The sequence below is a fragment of the Nonomuraea sp. NPDC050536 genome (genome assembly GCF_044457685.1).
In the GTDB taxonomy this organism is placed as follows: domain Bacteria; phylum Actinomycetota; class Actinomycetes; order Streptosporangiales; family Streptosporangiaceae; genus Nonomuraea.
Map to the genome: position 1 here is coordinate 1 of NZ_JBITHD010000043.1, position 16426 is coordinate 16426.

General features: G+C 71.7%; 8 protein-coding genes and 1 pseudogene. All 9 read left to right on the top strand.

The window, feature by feature from the left end:
• Nucleotides 1-135: 135 nt before the first annotated feature.
• Nucleotides 136-198: pseudogene (locus tag ACIBHX_RS51945) on the top strand (hypothetical protein); the annotation flags it as partial.
• Nucleotides 199-234: 36 nt separating this feature from the next.
• Nucleotides 235-990: a tetratricopeptide repeat protein gene (locus tag ACIBHX_RS51950; RefSeq protein ID WP_397076421.1), complete on the top strand. Its 756-nt coding sequence runs from the start codon at nucleotides 235-237 to the stop codon at nucleotides 988-990.
• 411 nt (nucleotides 991-1401) lie between these two features.
• On the top strand, nucleotides 1402-5154 hold the full coding sequence (locus ACIBHX_RS51955; protein ID WP_397076423.1) for a hypothetical protein: 3753 nt from the start codon (nucleotides 1402-1404) through the stop codon (nucleotides 5152-5154).
• Complete coding sequence (locus ACIBHX_RS51960) at nucleotides 5154-5354, top strand: hypothetical protein (RefSeq protein WP_397076425.1); 201 nt, start codon at nucleotides 5154-5156, stop codon at nucleotides 5352-5354. The genes ACIBHX_RS51955 and ACIBHX_RS51960 overlap by 1 nt, the downstream gene beginning before the upstream one ends.
• On the top strand, nucleotides 5351-7774 hold the full coding sequence (locus ACIBHX_RS51965) for a LamG-like jellyroll fold domain-containing protein (protein ID WP_397076427.1): 2424 nt from the start codon (nucleotides 5351-5353) through the stop codon (nucleotides 7772-7774). The genes ACIBHX_RS51960 and ACIBHX_RS51965 overlap by 4 nt, the downstream gene beginning before the upstream one ends.
• Before the next feature lie 13 nt (nucleotides 7775-7787).
• Nucleotides 7788-9488, top strand: coding sequence for an MBL fold metallo-hydrolase (locus ACIBHX_RS51970; protein ID WP_397076429.1), 1701 nt, complete (start codon nucleotides 7788-7790; stop codon nucleotides 9486-9488).
• Nucleotides 9489-9516: 28 nt separating this feature from the next.
• Nucleotides 9517-13857 (top strand): DUF6603 domain-containing protein, encoded by a 4341-nt coding sequence (locus ACIBHX_RS51975; protein WP_397076431.1) that lies wholly within the window; start codon nucleotides 9517-9519, stop codon nucleotides 13855-13857.
• On the top strand, nucleotides 13850-15754 hold the full coding sequence (locus ACIBHX_RS51980; protein ID WP_397076433.1) for a hypothetical protein: 1905 nt from the start codon (nucleotides 13850-13852) through the stop codon (nucleotides 15752-15754). The genes ACIBHX_RS51975 and ACIBHX_RS51980 overlap by 8 nt, the downstream gene beginning before the upstream one ends.
• Nucleotides 15755-15892: 138 nt before the next feature.
• A complete protein-coding gene (locus ACIBHX_RS51985; protein ID WP_397076434.1) occupies nucleotides 15893-15997 on the top strand; it encodes a DUF6221 family protein in 105 nt (34 codons plus the stop codon).
• Nucleotides 15998-16426: the final 429 nt, after the last annotated feature.

Below are 16426 nucleotides of genomic sequence, written 5' to 3' on the forward strand. Positions count from 1 at the left end.
CATCCGCACAGCTTGGCGCACACGCGCCGTCCAGAGCATCCGCCGGACGGCGCGTCACATCACAACGAGGCAAACATTGCCTGATGCGGCACTAGCCATCGCATAACCATCCTGGGCGCCGATCACCCCAATACGCTGACCACCCGCGACAACCTCGCCCGTTGGACAGGCGAAGCGGGCGGTGCGTCCGCCGCCCGCGATGCCCTTGCCGCGCTGCTCCCGATTCGGGAACAGATGCTGGGCGCCGATCACCCCAATACGCTGACCACCCGCCACAACCTCGCCCGCTGGACAGGCGAAGCAGGCAGCACGTCCGCCGCCCGCGACGCCTTCACCGCGCTCCTGCCGGACATGGCGCGAGTGCTGGGCGCCCACCACCCTCAAACCCTGACCACCCGCGCCAACCTGGCCCACTGGAACGGGGCGGTAGGAGATGCAGCCCGAGCCCGCGACGCCCTCGCCGCGCTCCTGCCGGACATGGCGCGAGTGCTGGGCGCCCACCACCCTCAAACCCTGACCACCCGCGCCAATCTGGCCCACTGGACGGAGGAGACCGGAGACGCGGCCGCGGCTCGTGATGTCTTCGCCGTTCTCCTGTCCATCGAGAAATGCACGCTGGGCACCGACCACCCCGACACCCTGACCACCCGTGCCTACCTGGCCCACTGGATGGGGTGGGCCGGCGATACGGCCGGCGCCCGCGACGCCCTCGCCGCGCTCCTGCCGGACATGGCACGAGTGCTTGGCGCCTACCACCCCGATACTCTGACCGCACGCCACAACCTCGCCCAGTGGACGGGAGCGGCAGGTGACGCGGCCGCGGCTCGTGATGTCTTCGCCGTCCTCCTCTCCATCGAGGAACGCATCCTGGGCACCGACCATCCCGACACCCTGGCCACCCGGGATAACCTCGCCCGTTGGACGCGTCGGGCACGGCGATTCGTAGGGTGGCGAACGTGGAGCCATTTAATCCGCAGGTTCCGGGTTTGAGGCCAGCGCGCCCTACCACTGCCGAAAGCCAGGCGTACGACGCCGCTGACGCCGAGATCGCCAAACTCGTGGCCACCCACCCAGCGTCCACCGCAGTGGCTGCCGGCGAGGCACTCTTCACCGATGAGCAGAGATCGTCGCCAGCGTCGCCGGTGCGACCTCGGGTTGGGATGAGGCCTCAACTCCCTTTCAGATCAGCAGCTTGGCCACTTCTGGCATTCTGACGGGCTGGCTCAGAAGGCGTTCTGGGACATGGCCGCGGTCCAGCGCCGGTTGACGGGAGCCTGAATTCGGACAATCTCTTTTCAAGATTCAATTGGCCTCACGTGACATCGCTCTTCTCGCGCCTGCGGAGCTGTGGTTCGATCACCGTGACATCGTTGATTCCGTCGTGCGATGAGGATGCCGCCCGTGAGCGTGCTCAGTGTTCCGGTGCACGTCGACGCCCTATGCCTCGGCTCCGACCGCAACGTCGCGGGCCCTTCGGCTGACTTCACCCGACTGCCGTACGTGGACCCGGTCACCGGCCGCGACATCGGGGCCGACCTACCCTATCTCGGGGAGATCCTGAGCCCCGCCCCGTTCGAGGCGCCGAGCCTGCGGCTCAAAGCCGGGATCCATCTGCACTGGGCACTGCCCGACGCGCTCACCCGGATGGCGCAGACCGAGGCCAGGACACGGGTGCCCCTCGTCCCCGACCGCTGGCTGGTGACCCGTGCCAGGGAGGGGGTCATCGAGGGGCAGTGGGTCGTGGAGAGCGACGCCCTGTCGGATGACAACCTGGCTGGCGTCGCGTACCCCGTCGTCGGGGACGACACGGCCGACCGGCCGGGCCGACCGTACCGGTACCTGGGCCGAAGCGTGCCCATCGGCCGGTGGGTACGCTCCGAGGCCCCGCAGGACCGCCTGCGGGAGCTCACCGCGATCGGGTACGGCGACCCCGCCTTCGCCGCGTACTACCCGAGTTGCCACAGCGTCTTCGGCTTCTACGACCCCGATTACACCGGCGATCCTCCCCCCGGGCTCTCCTACGACGTCATGGGCTGGTACGACGACCCGGCCCAGGACGAGCTGGCCCGGACGCTGGCCACCGAGGCCGAGCCATGGCGGAAGGCCATGTCGGAGCGGCTCAGCTGGGCGGCGCCGCCGGACACCGCGCGGCCCGGCCGCATGGTCTGCTTCGGGCGAATCGTGTTCGAGCCCGGACCGGCGACGCGGAACCCCGGCCTCGCCACCGACGCGGGCGTCTGCATCGGCAACACTCCGACCGAGGCCCTTGCCGCGCACCTGGGCGCCATCCTTCCCGACGTCACCCCCGACGACCTGGAAAGCCTGCTGGAGGCGCTGACGTTCGCCGACGAGCTGGAGAACAAGCCGGTCGATCTGTCGATCGGGCTCACCACGGCCCGGCACACGGCGACGTTCTCGCCCATCCCGGCGCCGCCGCTGTGGAACGTTCGACGGCTCGACGAGTCCACCGACCCGGGCACCAGCGTCTCGGGACGGCCGAAGCCGAGCCGGGCGCGGCTCCTCCCGCTCGCCGAGCTCGACGGCCTGCTGAGCGAGCTCAACGCGGCCCAGGCCGCATACGACCGGGCCCGGTCGACGGTGACCGGGTTACGGCGCAGGCTGTTCGCCGACTGGTACAAGTACATGCTCTGCGCCTACCGGCCCGACACCGACCGCGACGCCTATCCGGACATCGACGAGGTCGCCTTCTACCTCGAACGGAGCATGGCGCGACTGGACGAGATCGAGCTCGGGGCGGGCCGCTATCCCCCGGAGGGAGCCGGCGACACCCTCGCCCACCGGCTGGCCCGGGCCCGTGACGCCGTGGAGCGGGTGGTGCGGAAGGCCAACGCCGCGGCGGCGGATCTGCCCGCGCTGGTCCTGAGCCAGGTTCCGGCGCCGCGGTACTACCGGCCGAACGATCCCGTGGTGCTGCTCACCGGATCGGCCGCCACGCCGTCGGACCGTCACGGTCAGGACGGCGCGGGCACCCCCGACGGGCTCCTGGCCTGCCAGGTGATCGACGAGCCGGAAGGCGACCTCGGCGGCGCCGGCCCGGTGACCTCGCTCAGGGAGCGGATCGCGGGCGTGGTCGCCGCGCTGCCCGAACCGAACCCCGCGACCCGGGTCTGGAATCGAGCGCCCTGGCACCCGGTGTTGATGCAGTGGGAGGTCGAATTCTTCCCCGTCAACGCGGGGAACAACCTGCACGGCCACCACCGGGACTACGCCTCGGACTTCTTCACCCGTAACTACGTCCTGAGCGCCGACGGGACAGACCCGCGGCTGCGGCCCGGATCCGGCATACCTGACAAAGCGGCCAACGTCTACTCCGGCATCACCATCCTGTCGCCCGCCACGCGACCGGTGCTGTCCGCGCGGATCCTGCGCTACCTGGCCGGCGGCCTGCTCATCCGCTACAACGCGGCCCGGACCGCCGCGGGCTTGCCGGCCGTCCCGCCGCAGGACTTCATGTCCCACCCCGACGCCGTGCTGGACTGGTACCGCGACAAGGAGGACGACCTGCGCCTGTCCACGCTGGTGGCCGTCTACCGGCATCTGGCCTCCCACGAGGCCGACAACCTCGCGCAGAGCCTGGGCGGGTTCAACGACGCGCTCCTGATGCTCAGACTCGCCCGCCAGTTGCCCGTCGCCGAGCCGCTGGGCTTCCCGGCGGCGCAGGAGTTCACCGCGCGGGTGGCATCCCGGGTGGGCGGCGAGAACCGGCACGCCCCGCAGCCGCTCAGCGACTTCAACCCGATCCGGGCGGGCGCGCTGCGGCTTCGGCGGCTGCGCGTCGTCGACAATTTCGGCACCACTTCCGACGTCGATGTGACCCGCCTCCAGACGACGGCCCGGCTGCGCGTCGAGGGCCATCCCGGCTGGGTGGCGATGCCTCCCCGGCTCGCTCAGGCGGCCCGGATCACGCTGCGCCTGCTGGACGCCGATCACGACACCCAGTCACTGACCGGACTGCCCGGCTGCTCGCCCGTCTGCGGGCTGCTGGTCCCGGACAACCTCGACGACAGCCTGCGGGTCTTCGCGCGGCAAGGTACGTGGCTGGGCTCCCTCTACGCGCTGCCGGACCCCGCGCGGCCGGACCACGCACTGTGGCGGCCGGCGCCGGGAGGGCCGGTGACGAGCGACGCGTCGATCGGCGACCCCCACCTGCGCGCGGTCATCGGCCGCCTGCGCGACTCCGGCGCGGACGGGGTCGGCAGGCTCCTGCCCTCGCTCGACGAGGCGCTCCAAGCCGTCGAGCCGGCGGACTATGCCCAGCATCGCGGCCGTGCCGTCCTCATGGGCCGCCCCATCGCCGTCGTACGGGCCGAGGTGGGGCTGGAGCTGATGGAGCCGCCCGCCGTGCACCAGGACTGGAACGTCTTCCGGCAGGACATGAGGCGCGCCGACCGGGAGACCAACGGCTTCCCCCTGGTGCGCTTCCCGGTCAAGATCGGCGAGCACGGGCGGCTGGAGGACGGCGTGCTCGGCTTCTGGCTGGAGGAGCCGGGCGGCGCGCTCGGGCCTGACCTCCACCTCGTGCATGATCTCGCCGAGGGCGACCCGCGCGGCGAGGTGCCGGCCGCGATCGACCTGCCGCCCCGCTACCTCACCCTGCTCGTCGACCCGCGCGGCGCGATCCACGCCACCAGCGGCATCCTGCCCACCGAGTCGGTACGCATCTCCGCCGAGCACTATCAGGACGCCGTCGAACGCCTGGAGGTCGGTTTCTTCGCCGGGCCCGTGCTGACCGACGGCGGCGGCGTCGCCGTCCCGCTGCCGGCCGAGCCCGGCTCCTTCTGGACCTGGCGGGAACGTGACAGGACCGGATGGCAGGAGGTCTCCCGCCCCCCGACCGTGCGGCGCGACGCCGAACTCGCCGAATTCGGCGACGAGACCTGGACGGCGCTGATCACCGCGGGCTGGCTGACCGCGCTGGACGACCGGACAGCGCTCATCACCCCCGCCGACCGGCGCCCGCCGCTGCCCGAGCGGCTCGCCCCCCTCCGGCAGCGGCTCGTCACGCTGCTCGACCGACCCGGCATCGGCGTTCCACAACCGACCGGGCCGTTCCCCGACGACCTCACCGTACGCGAAGGCCATCTCGTGCTCCGGCCGCTGCCGCCGTCCCTCTCCGAGCAAGGAAACGCCTGATGCCGCAGATCACCCTGAACCTGTCCCTGCCCGAGACGAACCTGATACTCGAAGCCCTCGGCGCCATGCCGTACGCCCGGGTGTACGAGCTGGTCAACGCCATCCACCGGCAGGCCGAGGCGCAGCTCGCCACGGACGGGGACGCGCCGGCGTGGCGCGACAGCCGGCTCAGCCACGCCTCCACGGAGGGCGCGGCGTGAGCGCGGGCCTGGTGCTGCACTGGCATCTCGACGACCTCACCCCCGAGAGCCGCGCGATCGACTCCGGCGACGGCCACATCAACGGGACCGTGGAAGGCGACCCGGCCATCCGGCCGGACCCGAAGTTCGGCAGCTGCCTGGCCTTCGACGGCGCCCGGGACGCCCTCACCGCCGACGACACGCCCGCGCTGCGCCTGCGCGCCTACACCGTCGCGGCGTGGGTCAACCTCTCCCCGATCGAGGAGGCGGCAGCTGCTGGCATCGTGGGGGAGGCGAAGGGCTTGGCGGTGTCGGCCGACGCCGAGGGCCGCCTGCGCCACTCGCTGGCCACCACCGAAGGCGACGCAGCGTACCTGAGCCCGCCGGGGAGCCTGAAATGGGACACCTGGCACCACGTGGCCGTCACCGACGACGGGACCACCGCGCGCACCTACGTCGACGGAATCCAGGTCGCCGAGATGAAGGCGCCCGGCGACCGGCCGGCCGCCGGGACGGCGTTCGTGGCGGGCCGTGACCCCGCAGAGCGGAAAAGCTATCTCAAGGGCCTGATCGCACACGTGCGGGTCTACGACGGGGCGATCGGGCCGCTGGAGATCCAGCGGGACATGGCCGCCGACGAGGCGGCGCTGGCCGCGTTCGTCCGCACCCATCCCCTCGAGTTCGAGCTGGTCAACGCCGACCAGCAGGCCGTGCTGTACATCGACGACGCCCCCGCGGGCCAGGCGCTGACCCTGCGCCTGGTCAACACCTCCCGGCAGGATCTGGAATTCAGGCCGGTGCCGGACACGGACAAGGCAACGCCCGACGCCCACCACCTGGTGCTGCGACTGCGCCCGGGCACCCTGGCCACCTCCGCCCCGCCCCGGCTGGCGACCGCCGGCTGGTCCATCCTGACCAGCGCCGACGCCACCGCCGTCTACCTCCTGGCCGCCGGCCCCACACTGATCCACCCGGGCGAGTCCCGCGAGGTGGTCCTGGAGGGCATGAAGGCCGACGGCTCCGCGGGCACCCGCGGCACCCGGGTACAGCTCGACTACCAACGGCTCGGCTACGCCGGCGAGCCCGACGAGCTGACCGGCGGCAGGGTGCGCTTCCTCGACGTCGTCAACCACCGGGGACGCCCGGACGCGCCGCTGGCCGCGGGGTTCACCGGCGGCGACCGGGTGCTGAGCGACGGCGCCACCCCGAGCGCGCTGCGCATCCGGGTCGCCAACCTCTCCCGGGACGCCGGCCTCGCCCTGGTCGGCGCCACGGCCGCCCCCGAGTCGAGGTCCGCCATAGTGATCTCCTTCGAGGTACGGCAGGCGGGGGAGGACCGCGACTGGGCGCTGACGGAGGCGGGCAGGGCGGGGGACGCCACCTTGACCGTGACGGCCACCGAGACGGCCGCGGAGTGGACCGTCGTACGCGAGGACCTGGGCCAGAGCCCCCGATGGACGCTCACCCCGCGCACCGACACCACGCTGCCGCCCGGCGGGTCGCTGGAGCTGCGGCTCGGGGACATCTACGCCCTGCCAACGCCCGGCCACGCGCCCGTCGCCGTGGCCTACCAGAACATCCCCGGCTACCGGGACGGCGCCATCTCGATCATGGCGGAGCGCACACCGCTGCTGTTCACGGCGACCAGCGTGGGCATTGGCATCGCGGAGCCGTCCGCGCCGCTGACGGTCAGCGCGAGCGGCGGCCATCTGCAACTGCGCAGGGAGTCAGACGCCGACGGCGGCGGCAAGGTGCTCTACCTCGAACTGTTCCAGGCCGACCACGACGGGGAGGTCTTCCCCAGCATCAGGTTCCACCACTCCAACAAGTTCTGGCACCGGGTCGAGGCGCGCCCTGAGGGCTTCTACCTGAAGACCGGCCTGCTCAGCTCGGACGACCCGGTGAACCTGTACGCGGGAGCGGCCTCGTTCACCTCACTCAGGCTCGGCGGCGCCGCCGGGACCGGGCTGGCGGCCGACGCGCCGGAAGGGCACCTTCAGCTGCGCCGGGAGCCGGCTCCCGGGGCCGACGGCAGGCTGCTGTTCCTCGAACTATTCCAGCCGGACTCCGCCACGCCGGTCTACCCCAGCATCAGGTTCCACCACTCCAACAAGTTCTGGCACCGGATCGAGGCGCGCCCCGAGGGCTTCTACCTGAAGACCGGCCTGCTCACCGCGGACGACCCGGTGAACCTGTACGCGGGAGCGGCCTCGTTCACCTCCCTGACCATCGGAGGCGTGACGATCGGCGCGGGCGAGCTGGGGATCCTGCGGCGGCTGGCGCTCGGGACGCTGGAGGTCGACCTCTACAACCTCGCGCACCAGGAGTACGCGTTCGCCGGGACGTTCATGTACGACAACGACCGCCGCTACGTCCTGACCTGGGCTACCAGGAACGAGCGCGTCACCCAAGGCGGCTGGCGGCTCGCCTTTCCCCGCTAAGGAGGCCGGCGCCATGCCGTGGGAACTGGAGATCCACACCATCGACGTGGGCGAGGGCGAGAGCGCGCTCGTCATCGCCCAGGAACCCAACAGCATGCGGTCCCGGACGTTGCTCATCGACGGCGGGCTGGACACTTACGGCAGGACGGTGCACGACTACGTCGCCGCCCAGTTCGCCCGGCGCAACATCGCCCGGCTCGACCACGTCCTGGTGAGCGGCTATGACGCCGACCACGTGGGCGGGGTCGCGTCCCTGCTCGCCGCCGACAACCTGTACGCCGTCGCGGACACGCTGGCCCTCCTGGCCCTGCGGGCGGCCGGTGCCCGGCCGCGCGAGCAGCAGATCGCCGGAGCTGCCGCGGCGGCATACGGGGCCTGCCTCGGCGCGTACGCCCGGCCCGGCGCCCAGGACTTGTCCGGGTACCTGGTCGCCGAGATCGCGGCGGCACGGGGCGTCGCCCCCGGTCTGAACGACGCCAAGACGGCGGCGTTTGGGGTGAAGCAGGTCAGGGATCGCCAGGCCAACGTCCCGCTCGTGCCGCCGCTCCACCCGAGCCTCATCGGTCCGGGGAAGACCGCGCAGTTCATGGCGGCGTACGCGGGCGTCTTCGCCCAGCGCGTGCTGAACACGCTCGGCGTGACACCCACCACGCCCGACGCGACCCTGGCGGCGTTGCTCCCCACGGCCCAGCCCCAGGTGCGCAACCAGATCCTGAACAGGTTCCACCAGCGCGGGCCGGTCACGCTGGCCTTCGACACGGGGGGCACGTACGCCGGCACACACGTCATCGACATCGGCCCCTCGGCGTTCATCTCCGACGCCGACGGCATCCCCGCCGACCACCGGCTCGCGCTCGCCGGCCGCGGCGCCATCGGCGACACCTACGGCGTCACCCCCGCCGCCCCGCGCGTGCGCACCCAGGCCGCGCTGGGCGCCGAGATCCTGTGGAACTCCGGGCCCGACCCCGTTCTCGCCCCGCCCGGCGCCCCCATGATCTTCGTCATCTGCGCGCAGTCGCAGGTGTGGGACGGCCCGAACCCGCCCCGCCCGATGACCCGCGGCGGCCTGCTGACCCACAAGGACTCCATCGGCCTCGTCGTCAGGTTCAACGACTTCTTCCACTACACGGGCGGTGACCTGCCCTACTACGGCTCGGAGGAGGTCGCCGCGTCCCTGAACCGCAACGGGCTGCCGAACCCCGCCGGCGGGACCTTCCCCATCCCGCGCCGGATCGCGACGATCAAGTGCGGCCGGCACGGCTCCAGCATGTCGACCAGCGCGGCGTTCCTCGCCGCCACCAACCCCCACGTGGCGTTCATCTCGTGCGGCGCCGCCGGGGACGAGCAGCCGCCGTTCAACCAGCCGACCTACGACCACCCGGACCAGGACGTGATCACCCGGCTGCACAACAGCGCCGGAGTCGGGCGCTTCTACCTGACCAACTGCCGGGTTCCCGCGCCGCTCACCCACGTGCCGGGAAGCGGACCCGGCCTCGCGGGGCAGCTTGGCGTCCCCGGCAACAAGTCGGTGGTCTGCGGCGACAACGCGCAGAACAACCGCGCTCCCGCCCACGTGCGCGGCAACGTCCGCCTGACGATCGACCAGGCCCAGTCGATGACCGTGGCCGGAGGGGGAAACCCGCTCCTGGGTCCCTTCACCGTCGAGCACGTACCCAACGTGGGTCCGCCGGTCGCCGCGCAATTCTCGTGCTGATCCGTCGCGTACAGGTGTTGAGGAAGCTATGGACCTGCAAGGACTGGAAACCTACCTCACCGGGCTGGGGCTGCCCCTCACCCTCGCGGGCGACGACGCCCGGCTGCCCGCGGAGCTGCGCGCCTTCCTGGCGGCGGCGCCCAACGCCCGGATCGGCCTCACCGGCGGAGGCGCCGCCCTGGTCGGCTCCGTCCTGACGATCAGCGGGCCGTCGGGCGACACGTGGCCGGTCCAGGGGCTCACCGGGGTCACGATCGCCGTCGACCACGTCACCATCACCCTGACCCAGGACGGACGGCCGCCCGTGGCCGCCACCGCGCACGGCAGGCTGCCGCTGACCGCCTCCGTCACGGCGCCGGTCACCCTCACCTCCAGTCAAGCCCCCTATCCCGGCGCCTGGGAGGTCGCCCTCACCGCGGACGTGCCGGGGGTCGCCCCGCTCGACCTGCTGCTGCTCGGCAAGCCCGGCCGGACCTCGCCGTTCCCGGTCCCGCGTGGCCTGGATCCCCTCGCCGCCGCGACCGTGATCCCCCAGGCCGGGTTCGGCATCACGTTCTACCCTGGCACCGCCTTCGAGGCCTTCCTCACCTTCACCGCGCCGCTCCCCGCCGTCAAGTGGACGATCATCCCCGCGGTTCCCGAACTCGACGGGGTCGAGCTGCGGGCCGCCGTCTCCACATCGTCGTTCTCGGTGGTCCTCGCCGTCCGGGTCGACGTGGGCAGCGTCCCGATGGAGATCGGCATCGGCATGCGGCCCGCGACCCACTGGTACGCGTACCTGAAACCGACGGGAACCGGCTCCTTCCCCGGGCTGGCCGCCCTGGCGGCGTGGATCGCCGGGACCAAGGGGGCGACGGACGCCACCTCCGCCTTCGGATCAGCGGGGCTGAACATCTCGGACTTCGACCTCGCCATCCAGGCGGTCGAGGTCGGCTTCGACTGGCGGACCCCGGCGCTCGACTACCTCCAGATCACCAGCCGGCTCAAGCTCGGCGCGCTCGAGTTCGACGTGCTATTGCGCCTGCCCGACGTCGAGGTGCGCGGCACCCTGCACGCAGGACAGCCGGTGCCGCTGACGGACGTGCTCGCCTCGTACGGGCTGCCCACCGCCAACGTGCCCGCCGCCCTGACCGTCACGGCGGCCGAGTTCGACGGGCGCCTGACCGCCGGCTCGTACCTGGCCCGGCTCACCGTGGACCACGTCTGGTCGGCGGGTCCCCTCGACATCGCCGAGGTCGGCGTCGTCGCCGACTACGATCGGGGGCTCACGGGCGCCGTGCATGGGGTGATCGACCTGGGCCCGTCGCTGCACCTGCTGCTCTTCGCCGACTACGACAGCACCGCGGGCGGCTGGACCTTCTCGGGCAGCACCACGCCGGGCTCCCGGCTCGACATCGGCGACCTCGTCAAGAAGCTGGGCGACGCCTTCGGGGTGCGCAAGCTGCCCGAGGCCCTCACCAGCCTCGCGCTGACCGACCTGGACGTCTCCTACGAGACCTCGACCGGGGCGTTCACCTTCACCTGCAGCGGCGAGGTGAGCCTCGCCGAGGTCCCAGTACGGCTCGTGGTCGCCGTCGGGGTGCCCGCCCCGCCGGCCGGGGGAGGCGAGCGCGCGGTCACGTTCGACGGCTCGCTCACCGTCCCCGTCCCGGTCGGCGGCGGGACGTTCAACCTGTACTTCGACGCGCACTTCGCCAAGGACGTCACCGGCAGGCGTTTCGCCGCGTCCTACTCCCATTCCGGCGCCGATCCGACACCGGACGTGAAAAGCCTCGTGGCGGTGTTCTCCCCGTCGGCCGCCACGTACATCCCCGAGGGCATCGCGGTGAACGTCCGCGACGTCGTCTTCGCCCTGGACCAGCCCGCGACCGGGCGGGCGTACCTGTTCGGGGTGGACATCGGGGCAACCATCGACTTCGCCAAGCTGCCCCTCGTCGGCGATCACCTCACCGGCAACCTGGTCATGGGCGTGAATCCGCTGCGGATCCTGGCGGCCTCCGCGGCGGTCAACACCGCCGAGGTGACCGAGCTGAACGCGCTGCTGCCGGACAAGATCACCAAACTAGCGCAGCGCGACGTCGCGGCCGGCTTCGCCGTTGACGCGACACTGCAGCTCGGCGGGCTCACCCAGCCGCTGGCGCTGCCGGTCCGGCGCGGCACCCAGGGGCCGAGGCAGCAGCAGCCCACGCCCGGGCCCACGCCGACGCAGGCGCAAACCGCCGACGACGTGAAATGGGTGAAGATCCAGCGCACCTTCGGGCCGGTGCAAATCGCCCGGATCGGGCTGGCGTACCGCACGCCGAAGGAGCGGAGCCCGCGGATAGCGTTCCTGATCGACGGCTCGATCAGCGTCGCCGGGCTCACGCTGTCGCTGAACGGGCTCGCCATCGAGTTGTCGGTGGCCGACCTGGCCGCCCTGCCCTCCTTCGGCCTGGCCGGGCTGGGGTTGTCCTACACCTCGGGCCCGGTCCAGATCGGCGGCGCGTTCCTCAACGGAGAGATCGTCTACAAGGACAAGACCTATCCCGCCTACAGCGGGAGCGCGCAGATCAAGTCCGGGGAGCTCGGCCTGGCCGCCCTCGGCTCCTACACCCAGCTCCCCGAGGGCCCGTCGCTGTTCGTCTACGCCTACCTCGACTACCCGATCGGCGGACCGCCGGTCTTCTTCGTACGCGGGCTGGCCGCCGGGTTCGGCTACAACCGGCGGCTGGTTCCGCCCGCGATCGACGACATCCCGGCGTTCCCGCTCGTCGCCGAGGCGGTCGGCGGGCGGCCGGCCGGTGCGAGCCTCGCCGACGAGCTGGCCAAGCTGGCCGCCTACCTGCCCCCGTCGGTCGGCGACTACTTCCTCACGGTGGGGGTCCACTTCACCTCGTTCCAGATGATCGACTCCTTCGTCCTGCTCGCGGTGACGTTCGGACACAGGTTCGAGGTGGACGTGCTCGGCCTGTCCACACTGATCCTGCCCGCCCCGGACGCCGCGGCCGGCGGGGTGACGCCGATCGCGGAGGTGCAGCTCGCGCTGCGGGCCGCCTTCGTCCCCGACGACGGCTACCTCTCCATCGCCGCCCAGCTCACCCGCGACTCGTTCCTGCTGTCCCGCGACTGCCATCTCACCGGCGGGTTCGCCTTCTCGACCTGGTTCAAGGCGCGGGGCGAAGGGGCCGGGGAGGGGCGCGCGGGCGACTTCGTGGTCAGCGTCGGCGGGTACCATCCGCACGTCCCGGTGCCCGCGTACTATCCCACCGTGCCCCGGCTGGGGTTCTCCTGGCAGGTGACGCCGCAGCTCAGCCTGGGCGGCTCGGCGTACTTCGCGCTCACGCCCGCCGCCCTCATGGCCGGTGGCACGCTCAAGGCGACCTGGCAGGACGACTCGCTGCACGCGTGGTTCGACGCCTCCATGGACTTCCTCATCGCCTGGCAGCCGTACCACTACCAGGCCACCCTGCACGTCAGCGTGGGGGCCACGTACACCTTTTCGCTCTTCGGCACGCACACCGTCACCGCGCACGCCGGCGCCGACGTGAGCCTGTGGGGCCCGGACTTCGCCGGCACCGCCGCCGTCGACCTCACCGTCGTCTCGTTCACGATCGCCTTCAACACCGGTACGTCCTCCTCCGGAACCGGTGATCCGCAGCCCGTGAAGTGGTCCCGGTTCCAGGCGGCCATGCTGCCCGAACCGGACAAGATCGTCACGATCGCGCTGCGCGGCGACACCCGGCAGCCGGCCCCTCCAGACGACACCGGCCTCGGGGTGGTCGATCCCGCGGGCCTGGTGCTCGTCACCGACTGCTCCGTGCCGAGCACGGCTGGCGCGTGCCGCACCCGCCAGAGCGCGCTGCCGGTCGGCGCGGCGGACACCTCCGCCGGAGTCGGCCCGGCAGGCATCGGCAGGGGCGGCATGACCTCGACGCACCGGATCACAATCACCCGGGACGGGGCGTCCGCGGAAGACGCGTTCGTTTACGAGCCGGTGCTCAAGAACCTCCCCTACGCGCTCTGGGGCGGCACGCTCAAGCCCCAGCCCGGCGACCCCCGGCTGATCGCGGACATGCTCACCGGCTACACCATCCGGCCGATGCCGCCGAGGGAACCCTCCGACCCGCCGTGGGCAGACCGTGCGGCGCTCCAGAGGGCGACCCCCCTGTACGAGGTGCACGGGGCCATCCGGCTGGAGACCCCCGCGCCGGTCACGGTGAGCCAGGACGACGCGGCCCGGCGGGAGGCGGCCATCGCGCGGGACATCGCCGGATCGCAGGCCGCCCGCGCAGCGGTCGTCGCGGCGGTGCTCCCCGGCGCCGAGGTCGATCTGACCGGCTTCGACGCGGCCGACTTCATGGAGATCCCCCAGGTGGTGGCATATGTCTAGCGTCACGGACGACGGCGGCGAGCACCTCGCGCCCGGGACCACGGCGCGCGGCGAGCCCACGCCCCCCAGGGTCACCTTCGCTGACCACCGCCGGCCCGTGCTGGACAACGGCGACTACGAGGTCACCGTCGATCAGCTCATCGACCTCCGGCCGGTCGCGTTCACCACGTCGTACAGCACGACCAGGACCTTCACGATCGCCGGCGAGCGGTTCGCGCTCGCGCCGCCGGCGATCCGCGAGGTGTTCCCGCCCGACGGCAGCCTCGGTGATCACAGCAACGTGCTGCCCCACGTCGCGCTGGTCCGACCGACGCTGCCGTGGGAACGAGACCCGGGCGGGAAGAGCGATGACCCGCCGCCGTGGCTGGCGCTGCTGGTCCTTTCGAGCGAGGAGAAGTTCGAGCAGAGCGTCGTCACGCTGGGCGACCTGGCGGCGGGCCCCGCCTACATCCCCCGGCCGACGCTCGAGCGGCACCAGGCGCCGACCGACCGGGTCACCGTCATGGACGTCGCAGTGGCGCTGCTCAAGGAGTTGCTGCCCAGCTACGACGATCTCCGGTACCTTGCACACGTGCGCAGCGGCGACGGCTCGGACGTGGCCGTGGTCACCGGCAACCGGCTGCCGGCCCCGGGCGTGTCCACCACCGTGCACCTAGTCTCGCTCGAAGGGCGCTTCCACACGCCCGAACACGCCGTCGGCCCGGAGTTCGACTTCGGCCCCGGCGGGCCGGACTCCATGGTGCGGCTGGTCAGCCTGGCGAGCTGGCGGTTCGCCTGCGTGGACGCGGCGCAGACCTTCCCGAGGCTGGTCCGCGACCTGTCCAGGGACGCCGGCACGCTCCGGCTCCCGGACACCTCTCAGCCGCTCGCCGACACGTTCCTCCGGCAGGGCTTCGTCCCCGCGCGGCACCACCTGCGGCAGGGCGGGCGCAGCGTCGCATGGTACCGGGGCCCGCTGACCGCCGGACCGGTGGACGCGGGGCCGGTGCCGCCGGTCAGGACCGCCGACGCCCTGCTGCGCTTCCACTCCCCGGCCGGCATGTTCGACGTGGGCTACGCCGCCGCGTGGCAGCTCGGGCGCCTACTCATGCTGCAGAGCACCGACACGGCCACGGCCCTGTACGAATGGCGCCGCCGCCGTGCCCAGAACCGCAAGCGGGCGGCCCGCGAACAAGAGGGCTACCCCCTGGCGATACGGGAGATCGAGGAAACGCTGCCGACGAACGTCCTCGCCTGGCTGCGCGGCCTGGCCCAGCTGAACGGCGTCCCCTTCGGGTATCTGGTGCCCGACGAACGCCTGCTGCCCGTCGAGACGATCCGCTTCCTCGGCGTGGACCGGACGTGGATGCGCCACCTCGTGGACGGCGCCTACAGCATCGGCCGGCTGAATCAGGACGACGCCGACCTCGACGCCCGGTCCCCGCTGCCCATCGACCACCCGCTGACCACAGGGGCGCTGATCCGTTCGGACGTCGTGTCCGGGTATCCGGGGTTGCTGGTGGACGCGTACGGGGACGAGACGTCCGACGTCCCACTCAAGCGGCTCCGATGCGACCGGCTGTCCCGCGATATCCTGCTCTGCCTCTTCGAGGGCGAGCTGGCGCGGCTCGTCCTGCGCCAGACGCCCGAGTCCCGGCATCTCGCGGTCGAGCTCGCGGCGGACGGCCGGACGTTCGGCAAGACCCTCCGAGCCGTGCGCGGCGGCAGTCTTCCGGACGGCAGTGCGGTGCCGTCGCTGCCCCTCGGGCCGCGGCGGGTGCTCCCACTCAAGGATTTGGTGACCGCCATGGCTGGCGTGCTCGGCACGGATCCGGCGAGCCTCACCCCGGGCGCCTTCGCCCTGCAGATGATCGAGACCGCCGAGCGGGTCGACTTCCTGCGCTCGAACGCACGCTGAACAACGATCTCGGTCCCTGCGACCTGTGCATCAACGGGCGACAGGTCGTCAGAACCACGCTCGGAGAGACCCGGCTATTCCAACGCGACCCGCCCGACTGCGAGCCGGCGCAGTAGGTCACAGCGTCACCATGACCTAATGTACTGGGCGACCGACGACCCAACCTCGGCATGCGAAACTCTCCGCCTGCTCGCCCTGCCCTACGCCAGCCACCACGAGTACCGGAAGGAATGGCGGCGGTGAGTGACGAAGTGCACCCGGCCGCCTGGCACGCCGTGGGAACGCAGTGCTGTACGGCAAGCCGACAGCAAGCCGGCGCGCCCTGCGCCTGCCGAAACTTCCATCCATGCAGGTCAAGCAGCATGTGAGTACTCGTGGCGAGTTCCTCCGAGTCGGTCTCGTCGGCGTACGTTCAGGTTGGAGATTCAGCGCCGGCGGATATGGCGATCCGGGGACGCGGGTCACCTATCACCCCTGGAGGGATCGGAGATCCGCAAGGCTCTCGATCTCGACCCACAGGACCTGCTGGTCCTCTGCGACGCCCGCGACCGTACGGCCAGCCGCGACGTCCTCCTATCCTGTACGACCCTGCTGGTTAACTCATTCTCATGCGGCCAGGGCTGGTTCGAGTCGGGCCAGGTGGCTGGTGCGTTTGCGGTCCAGAGGGTGGCT